Origin of the sequence: Kitasatospora sp. NPDC059408 (genome assembly GCF_042751525.1) — a bacterium.
Lineage (GTDB): Bacteria > Actinomycetota > Actinomycetes > Streptomycetales > Streptomycetaceae > Kitasatospora.
Map to the genome: position 1 here is coordinate 1 of NZ_JBHYWI010000093.1, position 17,686 is coordinate 17,686.

A 17,686-nucleotide genomic window follows, 5' to 3' on the forward strand; every position below is an offset into this window, starting at 1 on the left:
GATCCCGGTGGTGCGCGGCCCGTCGCCGTGCGTCACGGCTCCTGGGGGAGCAGCACCCAGAGCGCCAGGTAGATCAGGAACTGCGGGCCGGGCAGCAGGCACGAGGCCAGGAAGATCAGCCGGACCGTCCAGGCCGACAGGCCGAAGCGCTCTGCGATCCCGGCGCAGACGCCGGCGATGACGCGGTTGTGACGGGGACGGGCGAGGCGCGGGCTCATGGTGATCTCCGTGGAGTCGTGCCCGGTCCGGCCTCTCCGGCGGGCGTACTTCCATGCTCCGCCGCCGCCGGCCCGGAATCCTCCGCCCACCAGGCGATTCGCCCGCCCCGCGTCTCACCGGCGAGGCGTACCCGCGAGTCGGGGCCCCCTCAGGGCCCACCCCGAGTCCCCGCGGGCGGGTACCCCAGGTGCGGGGGTCAGTTCGTGTGTGGGGGCTGCTGGGGCTGGGCGTAGGGATTGTCCGCGACGGGCCGGGCGGGCGGGATGGTCGGGATGGTCGGGGCGGGCTGGGTGGGCTGGGGTGCCGGGGCGACGGGGGAGGGCTGGAGCGGCTGGGCGTTCGGGTCGTGGGCCGCCGGCGCCGGCGGCTGGGCCGGCTGCGGGGCCGCCGGGGCGGTGCGGCGGTTGACCACGGCCTTCACGGAGCCGGCGATCAGCAGGACCGGCAGGATGAAGGCCTGGAAGTAGATGTGGTAGACGTCCTCGTCGAAGACGAACCCCAGGTAGTAGGCGTAGCCGGCGAACGCGGCACCGGCGAGGATGTTGAGGATCCGCCAACCGCCCTTCTGGCCGCCGACGTTGATGGCCCCCAGGATCACCATGGCGATGCCGCTGACGGCCATCAGGGCGACGTACCAGGAGAACAGGGGGTGGTTGCCGAAGTCGAGGTTGTTCAACGCGGGATCCTGTGGGCTGGAATGAGAAACGGTGAACCGTCGGGGACGAGAGCGCACGGTACTTGAGGTGTCCGGCATCCGTCTCGGGCCTTTCGTCACGGAGTCGTCGTGTTCTGCTGTAATCCGGCCGAGAGGGTGGGGAAATGACTGACTATGAGGTGCTGCGGGTCTTTTGCGGGCCCGGCGGGGAGTGCGGGAACGCTCTCGGCGTGGTGCGGGACGGGGCGTCGGTGCCGGGCCGCGACGAGCGGCAGGCGGTGGCCCGGGAGCTCGGGTTCAGCGAGACGGTGTTCGTCGACGACCCGGTGCGGGGCGTGATCGACATCTACACGCCGACGCTGCGGCTGCCGTTCGCCGGGCACCCGTGCGTCGGGACGGGCTGGTTGCTCGGGGTGGACCGCCTCGTGACGCCCGCCGGCGAGGTGGGCGTCCGGCGGGAGGACGGGCTGACGCTGATCGAGGCGCGCGCCGACTGGGCGCCGCCGCGCACCCTGCGGCAGTACGGGTCGGCGGCGGAGGTGGACGCGCTGGAGGTGCCGCCGCCGGGCGAGTGGATCTACGCGTGGGCCTGGCAGGACGAGGCGGAAGGGACGGTCCGGGCGCGCGGCTTCCCCGGGCGCGACGACGGCATCGACGAGGACGAGGCGACGGGCGCGGCGGCGCTGCTGCTGACCGCGCGGCTCGGGCGGGCGCTGACCGTCACGCAGGGCCGGGGCTCGCGGATCGTGACCGCGCCGCGCGGGGCCGGGCTGATCGAGGTCGGCGGCCTGGTGCTCAGGGAGCCGGCTCGGCCGACGCCCGGGCGGCCGGGACCGGAGTGATCGCGGCGGCGACCGGGGGGCTCACCAGGCTGGTCATCTTCGAAGTCTTCGGGGCCTTCGCGGCCTGAGGAACGCCCTCCGCCGCCCCCTCGGGCCCGCGGGCCCGGGGCCGCCGCTCCCGCACCAGCCGCCGCAGCGCCGGGACGAGGGCCACGTGCGTCACGGCGACGCCGATCACCGCGAGCAGTATGTGGTCGACGTTGAGGACGTGCCCGGGCGTCCAGGAGGAGAGGAACTCCAGGCCGGTGGCCAGCAGGGCGGAGACGCCGGTGGTGCGCAGGAAGGACGGCAGCCACGGGGCGCGCGGCCGCCCGCCGGCCAGCGGGAGCAGGACGCCGAGCGGGGCCAGCAGGACGAGCTCGCCGACCACCTGCCAGGCCGAGGAGGAGCGCAGGGAGGCCAGCGGCGTGAGGTTGGCGTCGTAGACCCAGGCCACCGGCAGTGGTCTGAGCACGACCAGCCACAGGACCAGCGACAGGTGGAGGGCGAGGCCCGCCAGTCCGACCTGTCGCAGGGGACGGTGGACGGCCGGCGCCGGCCCGGTGTCGGTCCGTGCGCCGGAACGCTCGTCGCGTGTCCTGGTGCCATCTCGCTGCACGGGGGGAAGGACGTGAGCCGGTGGCGCGGCGGTTCCACGCCGGGCGTGAACATTCCGACACGCGCCCCGATCCGCCCCGAGCGGGCGGGACCCGTCACTTGCAGGCGTTCGCCGCCGCCGTCGGCACGGCGCTGAACACGTTGTCCTGCGGCGGGGTGGTCGGCCCGGCCGGGCTGGGCGACGGGCCGGGGCCCGCCTTGGCGGTGCTCCGGGCCGCGGGCGGGCTCGGTGCGACCGGGGTCGGGGTGGCCGGCGCGGTCGGTATGTGCGGGGCGGTCGGGCAGGCCGTCCGGCTGGCGGGGGCGCCCGCGTCCACCGGGACGGCGGTCGGGCGGATCCCGCAGCCGGAGGCCAGCGCGAGCAGGAGCAGTACGCCGGCGGCCCGGCGGGCGGTGGGCGGCCGGACGGCGGCGGGGGCAGGGGGGTTCACTGGGCGTCCTCGTGCTCGACGGCGTCCCGGACGGTGCCGTCGCCGGCCCCGTCCGCGGACGGCGGCGGTGGCGGCGCCAGCGGCAGCGTCAGCGTGAACACCGCCCCGACCTCCCCGTTCGCCGCCGTGATCGTTCCCCCGTGGATCTGTGCGTTGGCCATCGCGATGGACAGTCCGAGGCCGCTGCCCTCGGAGCGGGCCCGGCCGCGGTCGGCCTTGTAGAAGCGGTCGAAGACGTGCGGCAGCACGTCCTCGGGGATGCCGGGGCCGCTGTCCGAGACCTCGACGACCACCGAGCCGTCGGTCTCCCGGACCTTGACCCGCACCGGCGAGCCGCCGTGCTTGAGCGCGTTGCCGATCAGGTTGGCGAAGACGACGTCGAGGCGCCGCGGGTCCACGACGGCGAGGATGCCGCGCGGGGCGTCCAGTTCGACCGCGTCGTACCAGGCCCGGCCGTCGATGCAGGACATGATCAGGTCGGCGACGTCCACCTCGTCGGCGACGAGCTTGGCGGTGCCGGCGTCGAAGCGGGTCACCTCCATCAGGTTCTCCACCAGGTCGGACAGCCGCCGGGTCTCGCTGACGACGAGCCGGACGGCCGGCTCGATCATCGGGTCGAGCGACTCGGCCTCGTCCTCCAGGATGTCGGTGACGGCCGTCATCGCGGTCAGCGGCGTGCGCAGCTCGTGCGACATGTCGGCGACGAACCGCCGGCTCTGCGCCTCGCGCGCGCTCAGCTCCTCGACCTGCTCGTGCAGCGACTCCGCGGCGCGGTTGAACGTCCGCGCGAGGTCCGCGAGTTCGTCCGAGCCCTCGACTTCGAGGCGGGTGTCCAGACGGCCCTCGCCGAGCGCCAGGGCGGCGTCGCCGAGCCGCTTGACCGGCCGCAGCACCGTCGCCGAGGCGGCCTGCGCGAGCAGCGCCGAGCCGATCAGCGCCAGCAGGGTGGCGATGGCCAGCGACCAGCCCAGGGTGTTGAGGTCGGCCCGCTCGTTCTCCAGCGACTTGAACATGTACGCCGTCGGCCCGTTCGGCACCACCTTGGTGCCGCCGATCACGAACGGCCGGCCCTCCAGGTTCTGCCGCTGCCAGTACAGGTGGTACGGGTACGGGTTGCTCTCGGTGATCTCGCGCGGGCGGGCCACGGTGGACTGCAGCGCGGCCGGCACGTCGGCGAGCGTGAAGTGCGCCGGGTCGGAGGAGGCCGGGCACTCCGGGTGCGCCGGGTCGACCACGACGACGTCGTAACTCAGCCCGGAGCTGGCGACGTTCGTGGCGAGCGCGGCCAGTTCCGGGCAGCTCGCGCCCATGGGCAGGTCGGAGACGTTCCGGGTGAGCGAGACCCGGAAGTCGTTGAGGGCCGTGTCCTGGGCGCGCTTGAGCACCGCGTCGCGGTTCAGCCAGTAGGCGATGCCGGAGGCCGATACGGCGGCGAGCAGCGCGACCGCCGCGAACACCGCGATCAGCCGGACCCGCAGCGAGCGCAGGCTGCGCCACTTGCCCGTGGCGAAGCGCCGGGTCGTCGTCTGTTGGTCAGTCACAGGAGCCTGTCGTCGTACGGGAGTTTGCGGGCACGGAGGGCGCGGCTCAGGACGGCGGGTCCAGCCGGTAGCCGACCCCGCGCACCGTCCGGATCAGGGTCGGCGCGGACGGCACGTCCTCGACCTTGGCCCGCAGGCGCTGCACGCACGCGTCCACCAGGCGGGAGTCGCCCAGGTAGTCGTGCTCCCACACCAGCCGCAGCAGCTGCTGGCGGGAGAGCGCCTGGCCGGGACGGCGGCTGAGTTCCAGCAGCAGCCGCAGCTCGGTCGGGGTGAGCTGGAGGTCCTGCCCGTCCTTGGTGACGGTCATGGCGGCGCGGTCGATCACGACGCTGCCGTACGCGGAGGAGTCCGAGCTCTCCCGTTCGCCGCGCCGCAGCACGGCCCGGATCCGGGCGTCCAGGACGCGCGGCTGCACCGGCTTGACCACGTAGTCGTCGGCGCCGGACTCCAGGCCGACCACGACGTCGATGTCGTCGGACCGGGCGGTCAGCAGGATGATCGGCAGCTGGTCGGTGCGGCGGATCCGGCGGCAGACCTCGAAGCCGTCGATTCCGGGCAGCATCACGTCCAGCACGATCAGATCGGGCCGCTGCTCCTTGAAGAGCCTCAGACCGTCCTCGCCGGAGGCGGCGGTGGCCACACGGTGGCCCTGGCGGGTGAGGGCGAGTTCGAGGCCGGTCCGGATGGCGTCGTCGTCCTCGATCAGTAGGAGGAAAGGCACGGCCCCATTTTGGCCCACCGGAAGCCGCGAATCACCCCCCGGACCGGTCACCGTCCGTTCGGGAACCGGAAGGAGCGCCACCGGCGTCCGGTAGGAGGGAGGCGGACCGAGGCGTTCGGCCCGTCCCCTGTGACACCCCTGTGACAGTCGGCGGACAGCGCCATCACAACCGCCGGGCAGGATTTTCCATGTCGCCGCAGGACAGCGGGCCAACCGGGCCGCTGGAGGGCGGCAACCGGAACCCGCTCGTACCGAACCAAGGGGGCGCACGATGAACGCCATGCTTCAGACCCGGACCAACCCGGCTGTCCGCACCGCGCGTTCCTCAGCGACCACCCACCGGACCCGGTACGAGATCAGGACCGACGAGAACTCCGGTGCCGTCACCGTACGGGGGTGCGCACACAGCACCGGGAATCCTGCCACTCGCCGGGTGAGCGGCGCGGGCAGGGCGGGGGAGCTGTACGGGATCGGCCGGATGGGGAGTGCGGTCGACTCCGCCAACACCCTCACGCTGCGGGGGATCCTCCCCGTCCGCGTCGAGGGCAAGGACGCCCTGGGGGGCAACGGGGGGAACGGCCTGCGGAAGGTCGGCTCGGGGGAGCCGACCGGCCGCGAGGCCGCCGGTGCGACGCTGCTGCGGCTGAACCCCGCCGCCGCGCGCACCACCGAGGCGGGACAGGGAGACGCGCAGGGGGAGCACCCGGCCGTCGCGGAGGACCACATCACGGAGTTCACCGCGTACGTGCGCGAGCGCCGCGCCTCCCTGTACGCCACGGCGTACCACCTGACCGGTGACCGCTACGAGGCCGAGGACCTGCTGCAGAGCGCGCTCTTCAGCACCTACCGCGCCTGGGGCCGGATCACCGACAAGGCCGCGGTCGGGGGCTACCTCCGCCGCACCATGACCAACCTGCACATCTCCGCCTGGCGGCGCCGCAAGGTCAACGAGTACCCGACCGAGGAGCTGCCGGAGACGGCCGGCGACACCGACGCGATGGGCGGCACCGAGCTGCGCACCGTGCTCTGGCAGGCGCTGGCGAAGCTGCCGGAGAACCAGCGGACCATGCTGGTGCTGCGGTACTACGAGGGCAAGACCGACCCGGAGATCGCCGACGTGCTGGGGATCAGCGTCGGCACGGTCAAGAGCAGCATCTGGCGCGCCCTGCGCCGCCTGCGCGACGACGAGCACCTGAACAAGTCCGGCGACACCATGCGGGCGTTCGGCGAACTGGTCGCGTGACGGCTGTAACGGGAAGGGACGCTCGAAGCGTCTGAGTAACAGGGGACTCCCGTCGGGGGACGGGAAGAGGACGGTCACGGACTGCGGACGTCGGCTCGGGGGAGCGATGTCCACGGGGGAGCCCGACGACCGTCCGAACGCGACGGGCCCGGTGCGGGGGAGACGCACCGGGCCCGTCGTTCTGTCGTCTGAGAGCGACCCCGGGTGTCACACGGACGAGAGCTGCGGCTGTCCGGCCGCCGCGGTGATCCGGCGGACGGCCTCCGGGCCGGCGCAGGGGTGGGCGCCCAGGGCGACCTGGCGGCCGACGATGGACCGCTCGGCGCGCATCAGCCGCCAGCCGCGGCGCAGCAGCACCGGCAGCGACTTGCGGCCCTCGCGGACGTCCCGGCGCAGCCGGCGCCAGGCCGTGGTGAGCGCGCCGTTGCGCAGGCACAGCGCGTCGCCGAGCAGGCCCTCGTCGGCGCACCGGACGGCGATCTCGGCGGCGAAGATGCCCTCGGCGATGAACGCGGGGGCGCCGGCCAGGTCGAGCGTGCGGGTGCCGACGCGGCCGTTGTCCGGGATCGAGTACACCGGCACCTCGGTGCGGCCGGTCTCGTGGAGGTCGCGGATGGCGGCGACGGCCTGGTCGCGGTGCCAGGCGAGCGGCGAGTCCCAGTCGACCGCGCCGTCGGGCAGCAGCGGCAGGGTGGGGTCGTCGCCGTCCTTGTAGAAGTCGTCGAGCTGGAGCACCGGCAGGCCGCTGCGGCCGGCGAGCGAGGACTTCCCGGATCCGGAGGGGCCGGACAGCAGGACCACCCGGGCGCGGGTCGTCGGCACAGGGTTCAGCGGCTCGTCACTCACGGGACACCAGTCTGACGCATCCGGGCCCGATGCCGAAACCGGTCGGACTACACCGGTTCCGCCGCGGCCGGCGCGGCCAACGCGGCGTGCAGCAGCGGGAGGTGGGCGGTGTCGGTCTGGAGGTAGACCAACGGGCCGGGCCCGGGCGGCCGGTAGGCGGTGGCCGCCCAGTCCTGGTCGTGCCAGACCTCGGGCTCGGGCTCGTGGAACTCGCCGCCGGCCGCGAGCTCCAGGCGCAGGGCGGATGAGGCGAAGGTCACGGTCGCGGAGGCGGGGGTGATCAGCAGCCGGCCGTTGACGTAGCCCGCGTCCTCGCCGGGGCGGTCGACGCGCGCCGAGCAGGGGATCCGGGCGGGCCGTCCGGCGGCCAGCCGGCGCCGGGTGCGGGCGAGCCGCAGCCGGCGGACGAAACCGTCCGCGAACAGCGCCATGAGCTCGCCCAGGACCTCGCCCATCGGGTCTCCTCTCCCGTCCTGCCGTCCCTTCCCAGTGTCCGGACGGGCCGGCCGGGCCGGGAGCGCCGAAGGGATCGTCCCGGTGCGACCAAAGTCGTCGGCCGGGCGGACGGCGGGGGCCGGCCCCGGCACGGCCGCGAACGCCGACGGACCCGCACCAGGGGGGGAGAGGTGCGGGTCCGTCCTATGACCGTCCGGGCCCTGGGGGGGAGAGGGCACTGGGGACGGCCAGTCTGTGGAGTTGTTACTCGATGTCGACGGAGAGTCAGATCCCCATCGGGTGCCAGACCGTCTTCGTCTCCAGGAAGGAGAGTAGCCGGTCGGTACCGGGAGCATTGGTCCAGTCCTGGGCGAACGGGTCCAGCTCCGGACGGACCACCCGCTTCAGGGTATCCGCGGCGGCGGCCTCCAGGGCGGGCGCCGCGCCGGGACCGTCGGCCGCGATGGCGCCGGTGAGGTCCACGGCGTTGACGTCCTGGTGCGAGGCCAGGGTCGGCGCGATGTCCGCGGTGCGGCCCGAGATGATGTTGACCACGCCGCCCGGGACGTCCGAGGTGGCGAGCACCTCGCCCAGCGACAGGGCCGGCAGCGGGGCGTCCGCGGCGGCGGCGACCACGACCGTGTTGCCGGTGGCGATCGCCGGGGCGATCACCGAGACCAGGCCGAGCAGCGAGTGCCCGTACCCGGCCTGCGGGGCGACGATCCCGACCACGCCGGTCGGCTCGGGGGTCGACAGGTTGAAGAACGGTCCGGCGACCGGGTTGGCGCCGCCCGCGATCTGGGCGACCTTGTCCGTCCAGCCCGCGTACCAGACCCAGCGGTCGATCGCGGCGTCCACCAGCGCGGCGGCCTTCTTCGGGCCGACGCCCTCGGAGACGGCCACCTCGGCGGCGAACTGCTCGCGTCGGCCCTGCAGCATCTCGGCCACCCGGTACAGCACCTGGCCGCGGTTGTACGCGGTGGTGCCGGCCCAGCCCTTGACCGCCGCGCGGGCGGCCAGGACGGCGTCCCGGGTGTCCTTGCGGGTGCCCAGCGGGGCGTTGGCGAGCCACTCGCCCTTTGCGTCGGTCACCTCGTACACCCGCCCGCTCTCGGAGCGCGGGAACTTCCCGCCGACGTACAGCTTGTAGGTCTTGAGGACGTCAAGACGCGCAACGACATCAGACATCGAGGTAGGCCTCCAGACCGTGGCGGCCACCCTCGCGGCCGTAACCCGACTCCTTGAAGCCGCCGAACGGCGAGGTCGGGTCGAACTTGTTGAAGGTGTTGGCCCAGACCACACCGGCCTTGAGCCTGTTGGCCATCCAGAGGATGCGCGAGCCCTTCTCCGTCCAGATGCCGGCGGAGAGGCCGTACGGGGTGTTGTTGGCCTTCGCGACCGCCTCCTCGGGGGTGCGGAAGGTCAGCACCGACAGGACCGGGCCGAAGATCTCCTCCTGGGCGATCCGGTGGGCCTGGCTGACGCCGGTGAACAGGGTCGGCTTGAACCAGAAGCCGGTGCCCGGGAGTTCGCAGGCCGGCGACCAGCGCTCGGCGCCCTCGGCCTCGCCGGCCTCGGTCAGCGCGGTGATCCGGGCCAGCTGCTCGGCCGAGTTGATGGCGCCGATGTCGGTGTTCTTGTCCAGCGGGTCGCCGACCCGCAGAGTGCCCATCCGGCGCTTCAGGGCGTCCAGCAGCTCGTCCTGGACCGACTCCTGGACCAGCAGGCGCGAACCCGCGCAGCAGACGTGGCCCTGGTTGAAGAAGATGCCGTTGACGATGCCCTCGACGGCCTGGTCGATCGGCGCGTCGTCGAAGACGATGTTGGCCGCCTTGCCGCCCAGCTCCAGCGAGAGCTTCTTGCGGGTGCCGGCCAGCTGCTTGGCGATCGCCCGGCCGACCGGGGTCGAGCCGGTGAAGGCGACCTTGTTGACGTCCGGGTGCGCGGTGAGCGCGGCGCCGGTGCGGCCGTCACCGGTGACGATGTTGACGACGCCCTTCGGCAGACCGGCCTGGCGGCAGATCTCGGCGAAGCGCAGCGCGGTCAGCGGGGTGGTCTCGGCCGGCTTCAGGACGACCGTGTTGCCGGTCGCCAGGGCGGGCGCGATCTTCCACGCCAGCATCAGCAGCGGGAAGTTCCACGGGATGACCTGGCCGGCCACGCCCAGCGGCTTCGGGTCCGGGCCGTAGCCGGCGAAGTCGAGCTTGTCGGCCCAGCCCGCGTAGTAGAAGAAGTGCGCGGCGACCAGCGGTAGGTCGACGTCGCGGGTCTCGCGGATCGGCTTGCCGTTGTCGATCGACTCCAGCACGGCCAGCTCGCGGCTGCGCTCCTGGATGATCCGGGCGATCCGGAACAGGTACTTGGCGCGCTCGCTGCCCGGCAGCGCCGACCAGTCGGCGAACGCCTTGCGGGCGGCGGCGACCGCGCGGTCGACGTCCTCGTCGGTGCCCTGGGCGAACTCGGCGAGCACCTGCTCGGTGGCCGGGTTGACCGTCTTCAGCGCCTCGCTGCCGGAGGAGTCGACGAACTCGCCGCCGATGAAGTGGCCGTAGGAGGTGGCGATGTCGCCCGCGGCGGCGGGGGACTCGGGGGCCGGGGCGTAGGCGAAGAGGCCGGAGGCCTTCACCGGCTCCTCGATGTTCTTCTTCTTGGCCATGGTGATCAGTCCACCGTCACGTAGTCGGGGCCGGAGTAGCGGCCGGTGGCGAGCTTCTGGCGCTGCATCAGCAGGTCGTTGAGCAGGCTGGAGGCGCCGAAGCGGAACCAGTGCGGGCTCAGCCAGTCGTCGCCGAGGGTCTCGTTGACCATCACCAGGTACTTCATGGCGTCCTTGGTGGTCTTGATGCCACCGGCGGGCTTCACGCCGACCTGGACGCCGGTCTGCGCGCGGAAGTCGCGCACGGCCTCCAGCATCAGCAGGGTGACCGGCGGGGTCGCGTTGACGGCGACCTTGCCGGTGGAGGTCTTGATGAAGTCGGCACCGGCCAGCATCGCGAGCCAGGAGACGCGGCGCACGTTGTCGTACGTCTGGAGCTCGCCGGTCTCGAAGATGACCTTGAGGTGGGCGTAGCTGCCGTCGGCGCGCTTGCACGCCTCCTTGACGGCGACGATCTCGTTGAAGACGTCGAGGTAGCGGCCGGAGAGGAAGGCGCCCCGGTCGATCACCATGTCGATCTCGTCGGCACCGGCGGCGACCGCGTCGGCGGTGTCGGCGAGCTTCACCGGGAGGGCCGCGCGGCCGGCCGGGAAGGCGGTGGCGACGGAGGCGACCTGGATGTCGGTGCCCCGCAGGGCGTCCTTCGCGGTGGCGACCATGTCCGGGTAGACACAGATGGCGGCCACGCGGGGGGTGGACGGGTCGGAGGGGTCGGGGGTCCTGCCCTTGGCGCACAGCGCGCGCACCTTGCCGACCGTGTCCGCGCCCTCCAGCGTGGTCAGGTCGATCATCGAGATCGCCAGGTCGATGGCGTAGGCCTTCGCCGTGGTCTTGATCGAGCGGGTACCGAGGGTGGCGGCACGCGCCTCCAGGCCGACCTGGTCGACGCCGGGCAGGCCGTGCAGGAAGCGGCGGAGCGAGGCCTCGGACGCCGCAACGTCCGCGAGGCCGCTGCCCGCAACGCCGGGGGCATTGGCTGCAACAGTGGACATAGTCACCAGACCAGCATATCTACGCGCGTAGTCGACCGCTAGAGGGCCTTGCTTTCGTGGCCGGACCGAGATCTCGGGGGCGGGGGAGGGACGCGCGGTGGCGGTGGGAGCGGATGGGGGCGGCTTGGGCGGGGGGGGAGGGGACGGCCCGGGCGAGAGCCGTGGGCGAGAGAGGGGCGCGCAGGGCCGTTCGGGGGCGCGCAGCCGCCGGCGGGCGGGCCGGGAGCCTCCCCGGCAACCGATGCCCTACCGAGACCTCTTCCCGGGAGGCATGGGGCAGAATCGTCGGCATGACCGATTCCGACGGCAAGCCCCACCAGGGCCCCGCCGCCCCCGACGGGGAACCCGGGTACGCGGACCGCGTGTACCGCTCGGTTCCCGGTGTGATCTCCGGCGTGCTGCTGCTGGCCGTCGCCGCGTGGCTGATCGGCGACGCCGCCCTGAACGGGACCGGGAAGACGCCCGCCGTGTCGCTCGCGGCCGTGCCGGTGTTCGCCTTCCCGGTGATCGCCTACACGCTGCGCCCGGCGGTGCTGGCCAACGACCGGCGGCTGGTGGTGCGCAACCCGTGGCGCACGATCACCGCGCCGTGGGCCGCGGTGGACGCGCTGCGCGCCGGGTACTCGGTCGAGCTGCTCGCCGAGGGCAGGAAGTTCCAGGTGTGGGCCGTTCCGGTGTCGCTGCGCCAGCGCAAGCGCGCCAACCGGGTCCGGGCCCGCGGCGGCGCCCCCGAGCACACCTCCCGGATGGGGATGGTCTTCGGCGGCGGTGGCGGCGCGTCCGCCGGCTCGCCGGTGGCGGGCTCCTCCGACCCGACCCGGGCCTGGTCCGACCAGGTGACCTCGGTGCTCCAGGAGATGGCCGAACGCAACGCCTCCCGTCCGGACGCCGCCGGGCCGATCGTCGTGCGGTGGTGCTGGTGGGTGATCGCGCCGACGCTGCTCGGCCTGGCCGCGCTGATCACGGTGATCGTCGTCTGAGCCCTGTGGTGCGTCGAGCGGCCCGTCGGACTCCCCGGCGGGCCGCTGGTGCGTCCGGCGCCGGAAGTCGGCCCGTCCGGCTTCCCGCGAGCGGGTCGGGGGGCCGGGGCCGGAGCGCGCCCACGGGTGTGCCGGTCAGCGGCCCAACTGGGCGGCCAGGACGTCGATGGCCTTCTTCGACTCGGCGAGCCCGGCGCCCGTCCGTTCGCGGTAGACCTTGATCGCATTGATCAGCTTGCCGCGCTGCACGTACGCGACCACCTCCGGCATCGTCCGGGGGTCGCGGGACGCCACGGCCGGGGGCAGGCCCTCCGGGCGGGGGTAGCGGATGCCGAAGTGGCCGATGATGGCGTCGAGTTTGGCCTCGATGGCCGCGAGTCGCTGCTCGGTGCTCACCGCGTCGGATGTGTCCATGCGTGGAGCCTATGGCAGCCGGTCGGCCCCGGCGGAGGCCGGATACCGCACGAGCGCCCCCGACGGGAGGCGCTCGTGCGGCGATCCGGGACGGTGTCAGCCGTCGATGCCCGCGGCCACGGCCAGGTCGCGCTTGACGGCGTCGAGCAGCTCGGCGGCCCGCACCCGGGCGCCGGCCAGGTCGGCGGCCGAGGCGACCGGGAGGACGACCTCCAGGTAGCACTTCAGCTTGGGCTCGGTGCCGGACGGCCGGACCACGATCCGCGCGGAGCGGACGGCGTCGCCGGCCAGGTAGTAGCGCAGCCCGTCGGTGGGCGGCAGCTCGGCCGAGCCGGCGGTCAGGTCGTCGGCCCGGGTGACGCTCAGGCCGGCCAGGACGGTCGGCGGCTGCTCGCGCAGGCGGGCCATCGCGGCGCCGATCAGCGACAGGTCCTGCACGCGGACGGAGAGCTGGTCGGTGGCGTGCAGGCCGTGCTCCAGCGCCAGGTCGTCCAGCAGGTCGCTCAGGGTGCGGCCGGACTTCTTGAGGGTCGCGGCCAGCTCGGCGACCAGCAGGGCGGCGGTGATGCCGTCCTTGTCGCGGACGCCCTCGGGGTCGACGCAGTAGCCGAGCGCCTCCTCGTAGCCGTAGCGCAGGCCGTCGGCGCGGGCGATCCACTTGAAGCCGGTGAGCGTCTCGGCGTACCCGAGGCCGGCCGCCTCGGCGATCCGGCCCAGCAGGGTGGCGGAGACGATCGTGGTGGCGAAGGTGCCTTCGGCCTTCTTGGCGACCAGGGCCGAGCCGAGCAGCGCGCCGACCTCGTCGCCGCGCAGCATGCGCCAGCCGGAGGTGCCGTTGCCGCTGCCGGCCGCGTTGGCGTTGACCGGGACGGCCACCGCGCAGCGGTCGGCGTCCGGGTCGTTGGCGATGACGATGTCCGGGCCGACCTGGGCGGCGGTGCGGAAGGCGAGGTCCATCGCCCCCGGCTCCTCCGGGTTGGGGAACGCCACGGTCGGGAAGTCCGGGTCCGGCTCGGCCTGTTCGGCGACCACGGTGGGCGCGGCGAAGCCGGCCTCGCGGAAGGCGGCGAGCAGGGTGTCGCGGCCGACGCCGTGCATCGGGGTGTAGACGACGTCGAGGTCGCGCGGGCCGTGCCGGTCGACGATCGACGCGGCACGGGCCAGGTACGCCTCGATGACGTCCTCGCCGAGCACCTCCCAGCCGTCCTCGGCGCGCGGGACGTCGTCCAGCGAGCCGATCGCGTCGATCTCGGCGGCGATGCCGGCGTCGGCCGGCGGGACGATCTGCGAGCCGTCGCCCAGGTAGACCTTGTAGCCGTTGTCCTGCGGCGGGTTGTGGCTCGCGGTGACGGTGACGCCGGCGGCGGCGCCCAGGTGGCGGATCGCGAAGGCGAGCACCGGGGTGGGCAGCGGGCGGGGCAGCAACGCGGCGCGCAGGCCGGCGCCGACCACGACGGCGGCGGTGTCGCGGGCGAAGTCGTACGACTTGTGGCGGGCGTCGTAGCCGATGACGACGAGGTCGCCGAGGCCCTGCGCCTTCACGTACGCGACCAGGCCGGCGGCGGCCCGGATGACGACGGCGCGGTTCATCCGCATCGGGCCGGCGCCGAGTTCGCCGCGCAGGCCGGCGGTGCCGAACTGGAGCCGGTCGGCGAAGCGCTCGGTGAGCTCGGCCCAGGCGAGCTTGCCGTCCTCGTCGGCCGCCGGGTCCTCGGCGCGCGCCAGCAGCGCGGTGAGCTCCTCGCGGGTCTGCGGGTCGGGGTCCTCGGCCAGCCAGGCCCGGGTCCGGGCGATGAGGTCGGGGTTGGGTGCCTGCGTCATGGCGGCTGCTCCATCGGGAAGTACGTCGGTGTGTCGGCCGGAGGGTTCCGCAAAGAAGGTGTGCGCATGCGGACGGGGCCCGCGGGCGGGTGTGATCAGCGGGATCACGGCCGCCCGCGGGCCCCGTCGTTCATGATTGTGCGCCGTGCGGGGTCAGATCCGCTCCAGGACCTTGCTCAGCAGCTCGCCCATGCGCTCGGCCGAGGCCTTGCCGGCCTCCAGGACCTCTTCGTGGTTGAGCGGCTCGCCGGTGATGCCCGCGGCCAGGTTGGTGACCAGCGAGATGCCGAGCACCTCGGCGCCGGCCTCGCGGGCGGCGATGGCCTCCAGGGTGGTGGACATGCCGACCAGCTCGCCGCCGATCACCCGGGCCATGTTGACCTCGGCCGGGGTCTCGTAGTGCGGGCCGCGGAACTGCACGTAGACGGCCTCGTCCAGGGACGGGTCGACCTCGCGGCACAGGGCGCGCAGGCGCTTGGAGTACAGGTCGGTGAGGTCGACGAAGTTGGCGCCGACGATCGGGGAGTCCGCGGTCAGGTTGATGTGGTCGCTGATCAGCACCGGCTGACCGGGGACCCAGCCCTCGCGGAGACCGCCGCAGCCGTTGGTCAGGACGATGGTCCCGCAGCCGGCCGCGGCGGCGGTGCGCACGCCGTGGACCACGGTGGCCACGCCGTGGCCCTCGTAGTAGTGGTTGCGGCCGAGGAAGATCAGGGCGCGCTTGTCGCCGATCTTCACCGAGCGGATCTTGCCGGCGTGGCCGGCGACGGCGGGGGCGGGGAAGCCCGGGAGCTCGGTGACCGGGAACTCGGCCACGGTCTCGCCGAGGGCGTCGGCGGCCGGCACCCAGCCGGAGCCCATCACCAGGGCGACGTCGTGGCGCTCGGCACCGGTCAGCTCGCGCAGGCGCGCGGCGGCGGCCTGGGCGGCGGCGTAGGGGTCGGCGGAGACGACCGACTGAGGAGTAGCGTTCACGGGTCCGAGGATAGACGGGAATCGGCTACGCGCGTAGAAAATCCGGCGCGGCTTGCCGGATCGTTACCCGGTTGACCCGAAAGCACAGCTCGGTGCCGCTTTTCGGGTGACCGGCCTCGTCGGTATCGACAGTTCCGCACCGCCCTCCGGTGGTCCCCGGGGTGTCCCGCGGGGCGGGTCAGCAGGGCCGGCGGCGGAGGTCCATCACGTAGTCGTCCGGGGCGCCGGCGCTCTCCGCCGCGTCGGCGATCAGGCCGAGGTAGCGGGCCGCGGGCAGGCCGCCCTCGTAGTCGTTGAGGACGTACGTCCAGACCGGGATGTCGCCGTCCAGGGTGTGCGCGCGCAGCCGGATCTTGCGGTAGATGCCGAGCTGGACGCCCTCCCAGCGGTCCAGGCCCTCCTCGTCCATCGGCGCGATCTCGTAGAGGGAGACGAAGACCTGGTCCTTCTCGTCCTCGACGACGGTGGCCAGCGAGCCCTCCCAGCCGAGCTGTTCGCCGCCGAAGGTGAGCCGCCAGCCGTCCAGCCAGCCGGTTCCGCGCAACGGGGAGTGCGGGGCGCGGCGGGTCATCTGCCGGGCATCGAGGTTCGTGGCATACGCGGCGTAAAGGGGCATGCGGGCCAGACTACGGCGACTGGGGGATCGCACAGAAGCCCGTACCCCGGCGTGGCAGTGCTCTGGGCGTGCGGGACAATGGTGAGCGTGACTCGGATCGTGATCATCGGTGGCGGACCCGGCGGCTATGAGGCGGCTCTCGTCGCCGCTCAGCTCGGCGCGGAGGTGACCGTCGTCGACCGCGACGGTCTGGGCGGATCGGCGGTGCTCACGGACTGCGTTCCGTCGAAGACGCTGATCGCGACCGCGGAGGTGATGACCACCTTCGACAGCTCCTACGACGAGCTCGGGATCACCGTCGCCCGGGACGGGGCCGCGCGCGAGCACGGCGACAAGGTCGTCGGCGTGGACCTGGGCAAGGTCAACCGCCGTGTGAAGCGACTGGCGATCGCCCAGTCCCACGACATCACCCAGTCGGTCACCCGTGCCGGTGTCACCGTGCTGCGCGGCCGGGGCAGGCTCGGCGCCGGCGGGCAGGCCGTGGACGGCTCCCGCGAGGTGCTCGTGGACGCCCCCGACGGCACCGTGCACTCGCTGCGCGCCGACGCGGTGCTGATCGCGACCGGCGCCCACCCGCGCGAGCTGCCGGACGCGCAGCCGGACGGCGAGCGGATCCTGACCTGGACCCAGGTGTACGACCTGGAGGAGCTGCCGCGCGAGCTGATCGTGGTCGGCTCCGGTGTGACCGGCGCCGAGTTCGCCGGCGCCTACCAGGCGCTGGGCTCCAAGGTGACCCTCGTGTCCAGCCGTGACCGGGTGCTGCCGGGCGAGGACCCGGACGCCGCCGAGGTGCTGGAGGACGTCTTCCGCCGCCGCGGCATGAACGTCATGGGCCGCTCGCGGGCCGAGAGCGCCAAGAGGATCGGCGACCGGGTCGAGGTCACCCTCGCCGACGGCAAGGTGATCGAGGGCACGCACTGCCTGATGGCGGTCGGCTCGATCCCCAACACGGCCGAGATGGGCCTGGAGGAGGCCGGGGTCAAGCTCAACGACTGGGGCCAGATCCAGGTCGACCGGGTCTCGCGCACCAGCGCCCCGGGCGTCTACGCGGCCGGCGACTGCACCGGCGTCTTCATGCTCGCCTCGGTGGCGGCCATGCAGGGCCGGATCGCGATGTACCACGCGCTCGGCGACGCGGTGCAGCCGCTCAACCTGAAGACCGTCGCCTCCAACGTCTTCACCGACCCGGAGATCGCCACCGTCGGCTACACCGCCGCCGACGTGCAGTGCGGCAAGATGGACGCGGTCGAGGTCAAGCTGCCGCTGCGCGGCAACCCGCGGGCGAAGATGCAGGGCATCCGGGACGGCTTCGTGAAGCTGTTCTGCCGTCCGGGCACCGGCATCGTGGTCGGCGGCGTCGTGGTCGCCCCGCGCGCGAGCGAGCTGATCCACTCGATCTCCCTCGCGGTGGACGCCAATCTGACCGTCGAACAGGTGGCCAGCGCCTTCACCGTCTACCCGTCGGTGTCCGGCTCGACCGCCGAGGCCGCCCGGCAGCTGCACATCCGCAAGCGGGCCGAGGGCGAATCCTGAGCATCCGGCGCACAGTTGGGGGCGGTCACCGATCGGTGGCCGCCCTTTTCGCGCGCGCGGCCCTCACCCGGACGGCGGGCGCAGTCCCGGGTCATTGACGGCGCGTATTGTACGGTCACGCGCCGCTCGTGCGTGAGCATTTCCCGCTACTAGCTGCAAACGCCTG

At 73.3% G+C, this 17,686-nt stretch carries 19 protein-coding genes; 4 read left to right on the forward strand and 15 right to left on the reverse strand.

What is annotated here, in order from left to right:
- Positions 1-32: 32 nt before the first annotated feature.
- Both ACFXDE_RS37735 and ACFXDE_RS37740 read right to left on the reverse strand, forming a co-directional pair.
- Complete coding sequence (locus ACFXDE_RS37735) at positions 33-218, reverse strand: PspC domain-containing protein (RefSeq protein ID WP_359972893.1); 186 nt, start codon at positions 216-218, stop codon at positions 33-35.
- Positions 219-415: 197 nt separating this feature from the next.
- Positions 416-895 carry a hypothetical protein gene (locus tag ACFXDE_RS37740; RefSeq protein ID WP_380498880.1) on the reverse strand — a complete coding sequence of 160 codons (480 nt, stop codon included), beginning with the start codon at positions 893-895 and terminating at the stop codon, positions 416-418.
- 143 nt (positions 896-1,038) lie between these two features.
- Here ACFXDE_RS37740 and ACFXDE_RS37745 point away from each other — a divergent pair, with 143 nt between their 5' ends.
- Positions 1,039-1,716, forward strand: coding sequence for a PhzF family phenazine biosynthesis protein (locus tag ACFXDE_RS37745; protein WP_380498881.1), 678 nt, complete (start codon positions 1,039-1,041; stop codon positions 1,714-1,716).
- On the opposite strand, the gene ACFXDE_RS37750 is transcribed toward ACFXDE_RS37745, so the two are convergent.
- The 4 genes from ACFXDE_RS37750 to ACFXDE_RS37765 form a co-directional block, all read right to left on the reverse strand.
- Positions 1,670-2,314, reverse strand: a complete 645-nt coding sequence (locus ACFXDE_RS37750) for a VanZ family protein (protein ID WP_380498882.1) — start codon at positions 2,312-2,314, stop codon at positions 1,670-1,672. The genes ACFXDE_RS37745 and ACFXDE_RS37750 overlap by 47 nt on opposite strands.
- 94 nt (positions 2,315-2,408) lie before the next feature.
- Entirely contained in the window at positions 2,409-2,744 is a 336-nt protein-coding gene (locus ACFXDE_RS37755; protein ID WP_380498883.1) for a hypothetical protein, read from the reverse strand.
- Entirely contained in the window at positions 2,741-4,285 is a 1,545-nt protein-coding gene (locus tag ACFXDE_RS37760; protein ID WP_380498884.1) for a sensor histidine kinase, read from the reverse strand. Before ACFXDE_RS37760 ends, ACFXDE_RS37755 begins: the two co-directional genes overlap by 4 nt.
- Before the next feature lie 46 nt (positions 4,286-4,331).
- Positions 4,332-5,009: a response regulator gene (locus ACFXDE_RS37765; RefSeq protein ID WP_188308557.1), complete on the reverse strand. Its 678-nt coding sequence runs from the start codon at positions 5,007-5,009 to the stop codon at positions 4,332-4,334.
- 280 nt (positions 5,010-5,289) lie between these two features.
- Between ACFXDE_RS37765 and ACFXDE_RS37770 the strand changes: the two genes are divergently transcribed.
- Positions 5,290-6,252, forward strand: coding sequence for a SigE family RNA polymerase sigma factor (locus tag ACFXDE_RS37770; RefSeq protein ID WP_380439108.1), 963 nt, complete (start codon positions 5,290-5,292; stop codon positions 6,250-6,252).
- A gap of 207 nt (positions 6,253-6,459) precedes the next feature.
- Here ACFXDE_RS37770 and ACFXDE_RS37775 read toward each other — a convergent pair whose 3' ends face one another.
- From ACFXDE_RS37775 to deoC, 5 genes are all read right to left on the reverse strand, one after another.
- Positions 6,460-7,098: an ATP-binding protein gene (locus ACFXDE_RS37775; RefSeq protein ID WP_380439074.1), complete on the reverse strand. Its 639-nt coding sequence runs from the start codon at positions 7,096-7,098 to the stop codon at positions 6,460-6,462.
- Between the two features lie 47 nt (positions 7,099-7,145).
- On the reverse strand, positions 7,146-7,553 hold the full coding sequence (locus ACFXDE_RS37780) for a hypothetical protein (RefSeq protein ID WP_380439076.1): 408 nt from the start codon (positions 7,551-7,553) through the stop codon (positions 7,146-7,148).
- Positions 7,554-7,818: 265 nt separating this feature from the next.
- The gene (locus ACFXDE_RS37785; protein ID WP_380439078.1) at positions 7,819-8,721 is read right to left on the reverse strand and encodes an aldehyde dehydrogenase family protein; all 903 of its coding nucleotides are present in this window, start codon (positions 8,719-8,721) and stop codon (positions 7,819-7,821) included.
- Positions 8,714-10,189 (reverse strand): aldehyde dehydrogenase family protein, encoded by a 1,476-nt coding sequence (locus ACFXDE_RS37790; protein ID WP_380498885.1) that lies wholly within the window; start codon positions 10,187-10,189, stop codon positions 8,714-8,716. Before ACFXDE_RS37790 ends, ACFXDE_RS37785 begins: the two co-directional genes overlap by 8 nt.
- Positions 10,190-10,194: 5 nt before the next feature.
- Positions 10,195-11,181: a deoxyribose-phosphate aldolase gene (gene deoC / locus ACFXDE_RS37795; RefSeq protein WP_329927569.1), complete on the reverse strand. Its 987-nt coding sequence runs from the start codon at positions 11,179-11,181 to the stop codon at positions 10,195-10,197.
- A 290-nt stretch (positions 11,182-11,471) separates the two neighbouring features.
- Here deoC and ACFXDE_RS37800 point away from each other — a divergent pair, with 290 nt between their 5' ends.
- Entirely contained in the window at positions 11,472-12,161 is a 690-nt protein-coding gene (locus tag ACFXDE_RS37800) for a PH domain-containing protein (protein ID WP_380439082.1), read from the forward strand.
- A gap of 135 nt (positions 12,162-12,296) precedes the next feature.
- Here the strand turns inward: ACFXDE_RS37800 and ACFXDE_RS37805 are convergent, their stop codons facing one another.
- The 4 genes from ACFXDE_RS37805 to ACFXDE_RS37820 form a co-directional block, all read right to left on the reverse strand.
- The gene (locus ACFXDE_RS37805) at positions 12,297-12,575 is read right to left on the reverse strand and encodes a hypothetical protein (protein WP_380439084.1); all 279 of its coding nucleotides are present in this window, start codon (positions 12,573-12,575) and stop codon (positions 12,297-12,299) included.
- A gap of 96 nt (positions 12,576-12,671) precedes the next feature.
- The gene (locus ACFXDE_RS37810) at positions 12,672-14,396 is read right to left on the reverse strand and encodes a phospho-sugar mutase (protein WP_380498886.1); all 1,725 of its coding nucleotides are present in this window, start codon (positions 14,394-14,396) and stop codon (positions 12,672-12,674) included.
- A 153-nt stretch (positions 14,397-14,549) separates the two neighbouring features.
- Positions 14,550-15,371, reverse strand: coding sequence for a purine-nucleoside phosphorylase (locus ACFXDE_RS37815; protein WP_380439088.1), 822 nt, complete (start codon positions 15,369-15,371; stop codon positions 14,550-14,552).
- A 178-nt stretch (positions 15,372-15,549) separates the two neighbouring features.
- Positions 15,550-15,987: a gamma-glutamylcyclotransferase gene (locus ACFXDE_RS37820; protein WP_359972865.1), complete on the reverse strand. Its 438-nt coding sequence runs from the start codon at positions 15,985-15,987 to the stop codon at positions 15,550-15,552.
- A gap of 78 nt (positions 15,988-16,065) precedes the next feature.
- Here ACFXDE_RS37820 and ACFXDE_RS37825 point away from each other — a divergent pair, with 78 nt between their 5' ends.
- Positions 16,066-17,520, forward strand: coding sequence for an NAD(P)H-quinone dehydrogenase (locus ACFXDE_RS37825; protein WP_380439090.1), 1,455 nt, complete (start codon positions 16,066-16,068; stop codon positions 17,518-17,520).
- Positions 17,521-17,686 lie beyond the last annotated feature (166 nt).

Excerpts from the sequence above, each read along its gene's own strand:
- ACFXDE_RS37735 (WP_359972893.1), bottom strand. The coding sequence starts at position 218 with ATGAGCCCGCGCCTCGCCCGTCCCCGTCACAACCGCGTCATCGCCGGC.
- ACFXDE_RS37745 (WP_380498881.1), top strand. The coding sequence starts at position 1,039 with ATGACTGACTATGAGGTGCTGCGGGTCTTTTGCGGGCCCGGCGGGGAG.
- ACFXDE_RS37770 (WP_380439108.1), top strand. The coding sequence starts at position 5,290 with ATGCTTCAGACCCGGACCAACCCGGCTGTCCGCACCGCGCGTTCCTCA.
- ACFXDE_RS37780 (WP_380439076.1), bottom strand. The coding sequence starts at position 7,553 with ATGGGCGAGGTCCTGGGCGAGCTCATGGCGCTGTTCGCGGACGGTTTC.
- ACFXDE_RS37785 (WP_380439078.1), bottom strand. The coding sequence starts at position 8,721 with ATGTCTGATGTCGTTGCGCGTCTTGACGTCCTCAAGACCTACAAGCTG.
- ACFXDE_RS37790 (WP_380498885.1), bottom strand. The coding sequence starts at position 10,189 with ATGGCCAAGAAGAAGAACATCGAGGAGCCGGTGAAGGCCTCCGGCCTC.
- deoC (WP_329927569.1), bottom strand. The coding sequence starts at position 11,181 with ATGTCCACTGTTGCAGCCAATGCCCCCGGCGTTGCGGGCAGCGGCCTC.
- ACFXDE_RS37800 (WP_380439082.1), top strand. The coding sequence starts at position 11,472 with ATGACCGATTCCGACGGCAAGCCCCACCAGGGCCCCGCCGCCCCCGAC.
- ACFXDE_RS37805 (WP_380439084.1), bottom strand. The coding sequence starts at position 12,575 with ATGGACACATCCGACGCGGTGAGCACCGAGCAGCGACTCGCGGCCATC.
- ACFXDE_RS37810 (WP_380498886.1), bottom strand. The coding sequence starts at position 14,396 with ATGACGCAGGCACCCAACCCCGACCTCATCGCCCGGACCCGGGCCTGG.
- ACFXDE_RS37820 (WP_359972865.1), bottom strand. The coding sequence starts at position 15,987 with ATGCCCCTTTACGCCGCGTATGCCACGAACCTCGATGCCCGGCAGATG.
- ACFXDE_RS37825 (WP_380439090.1), top strand. The coding sequence starts at position 16,066 with ATGGTGAGCGTGACTCGGATCGTGATCATCGGTGGCGGACCCGGCGGC.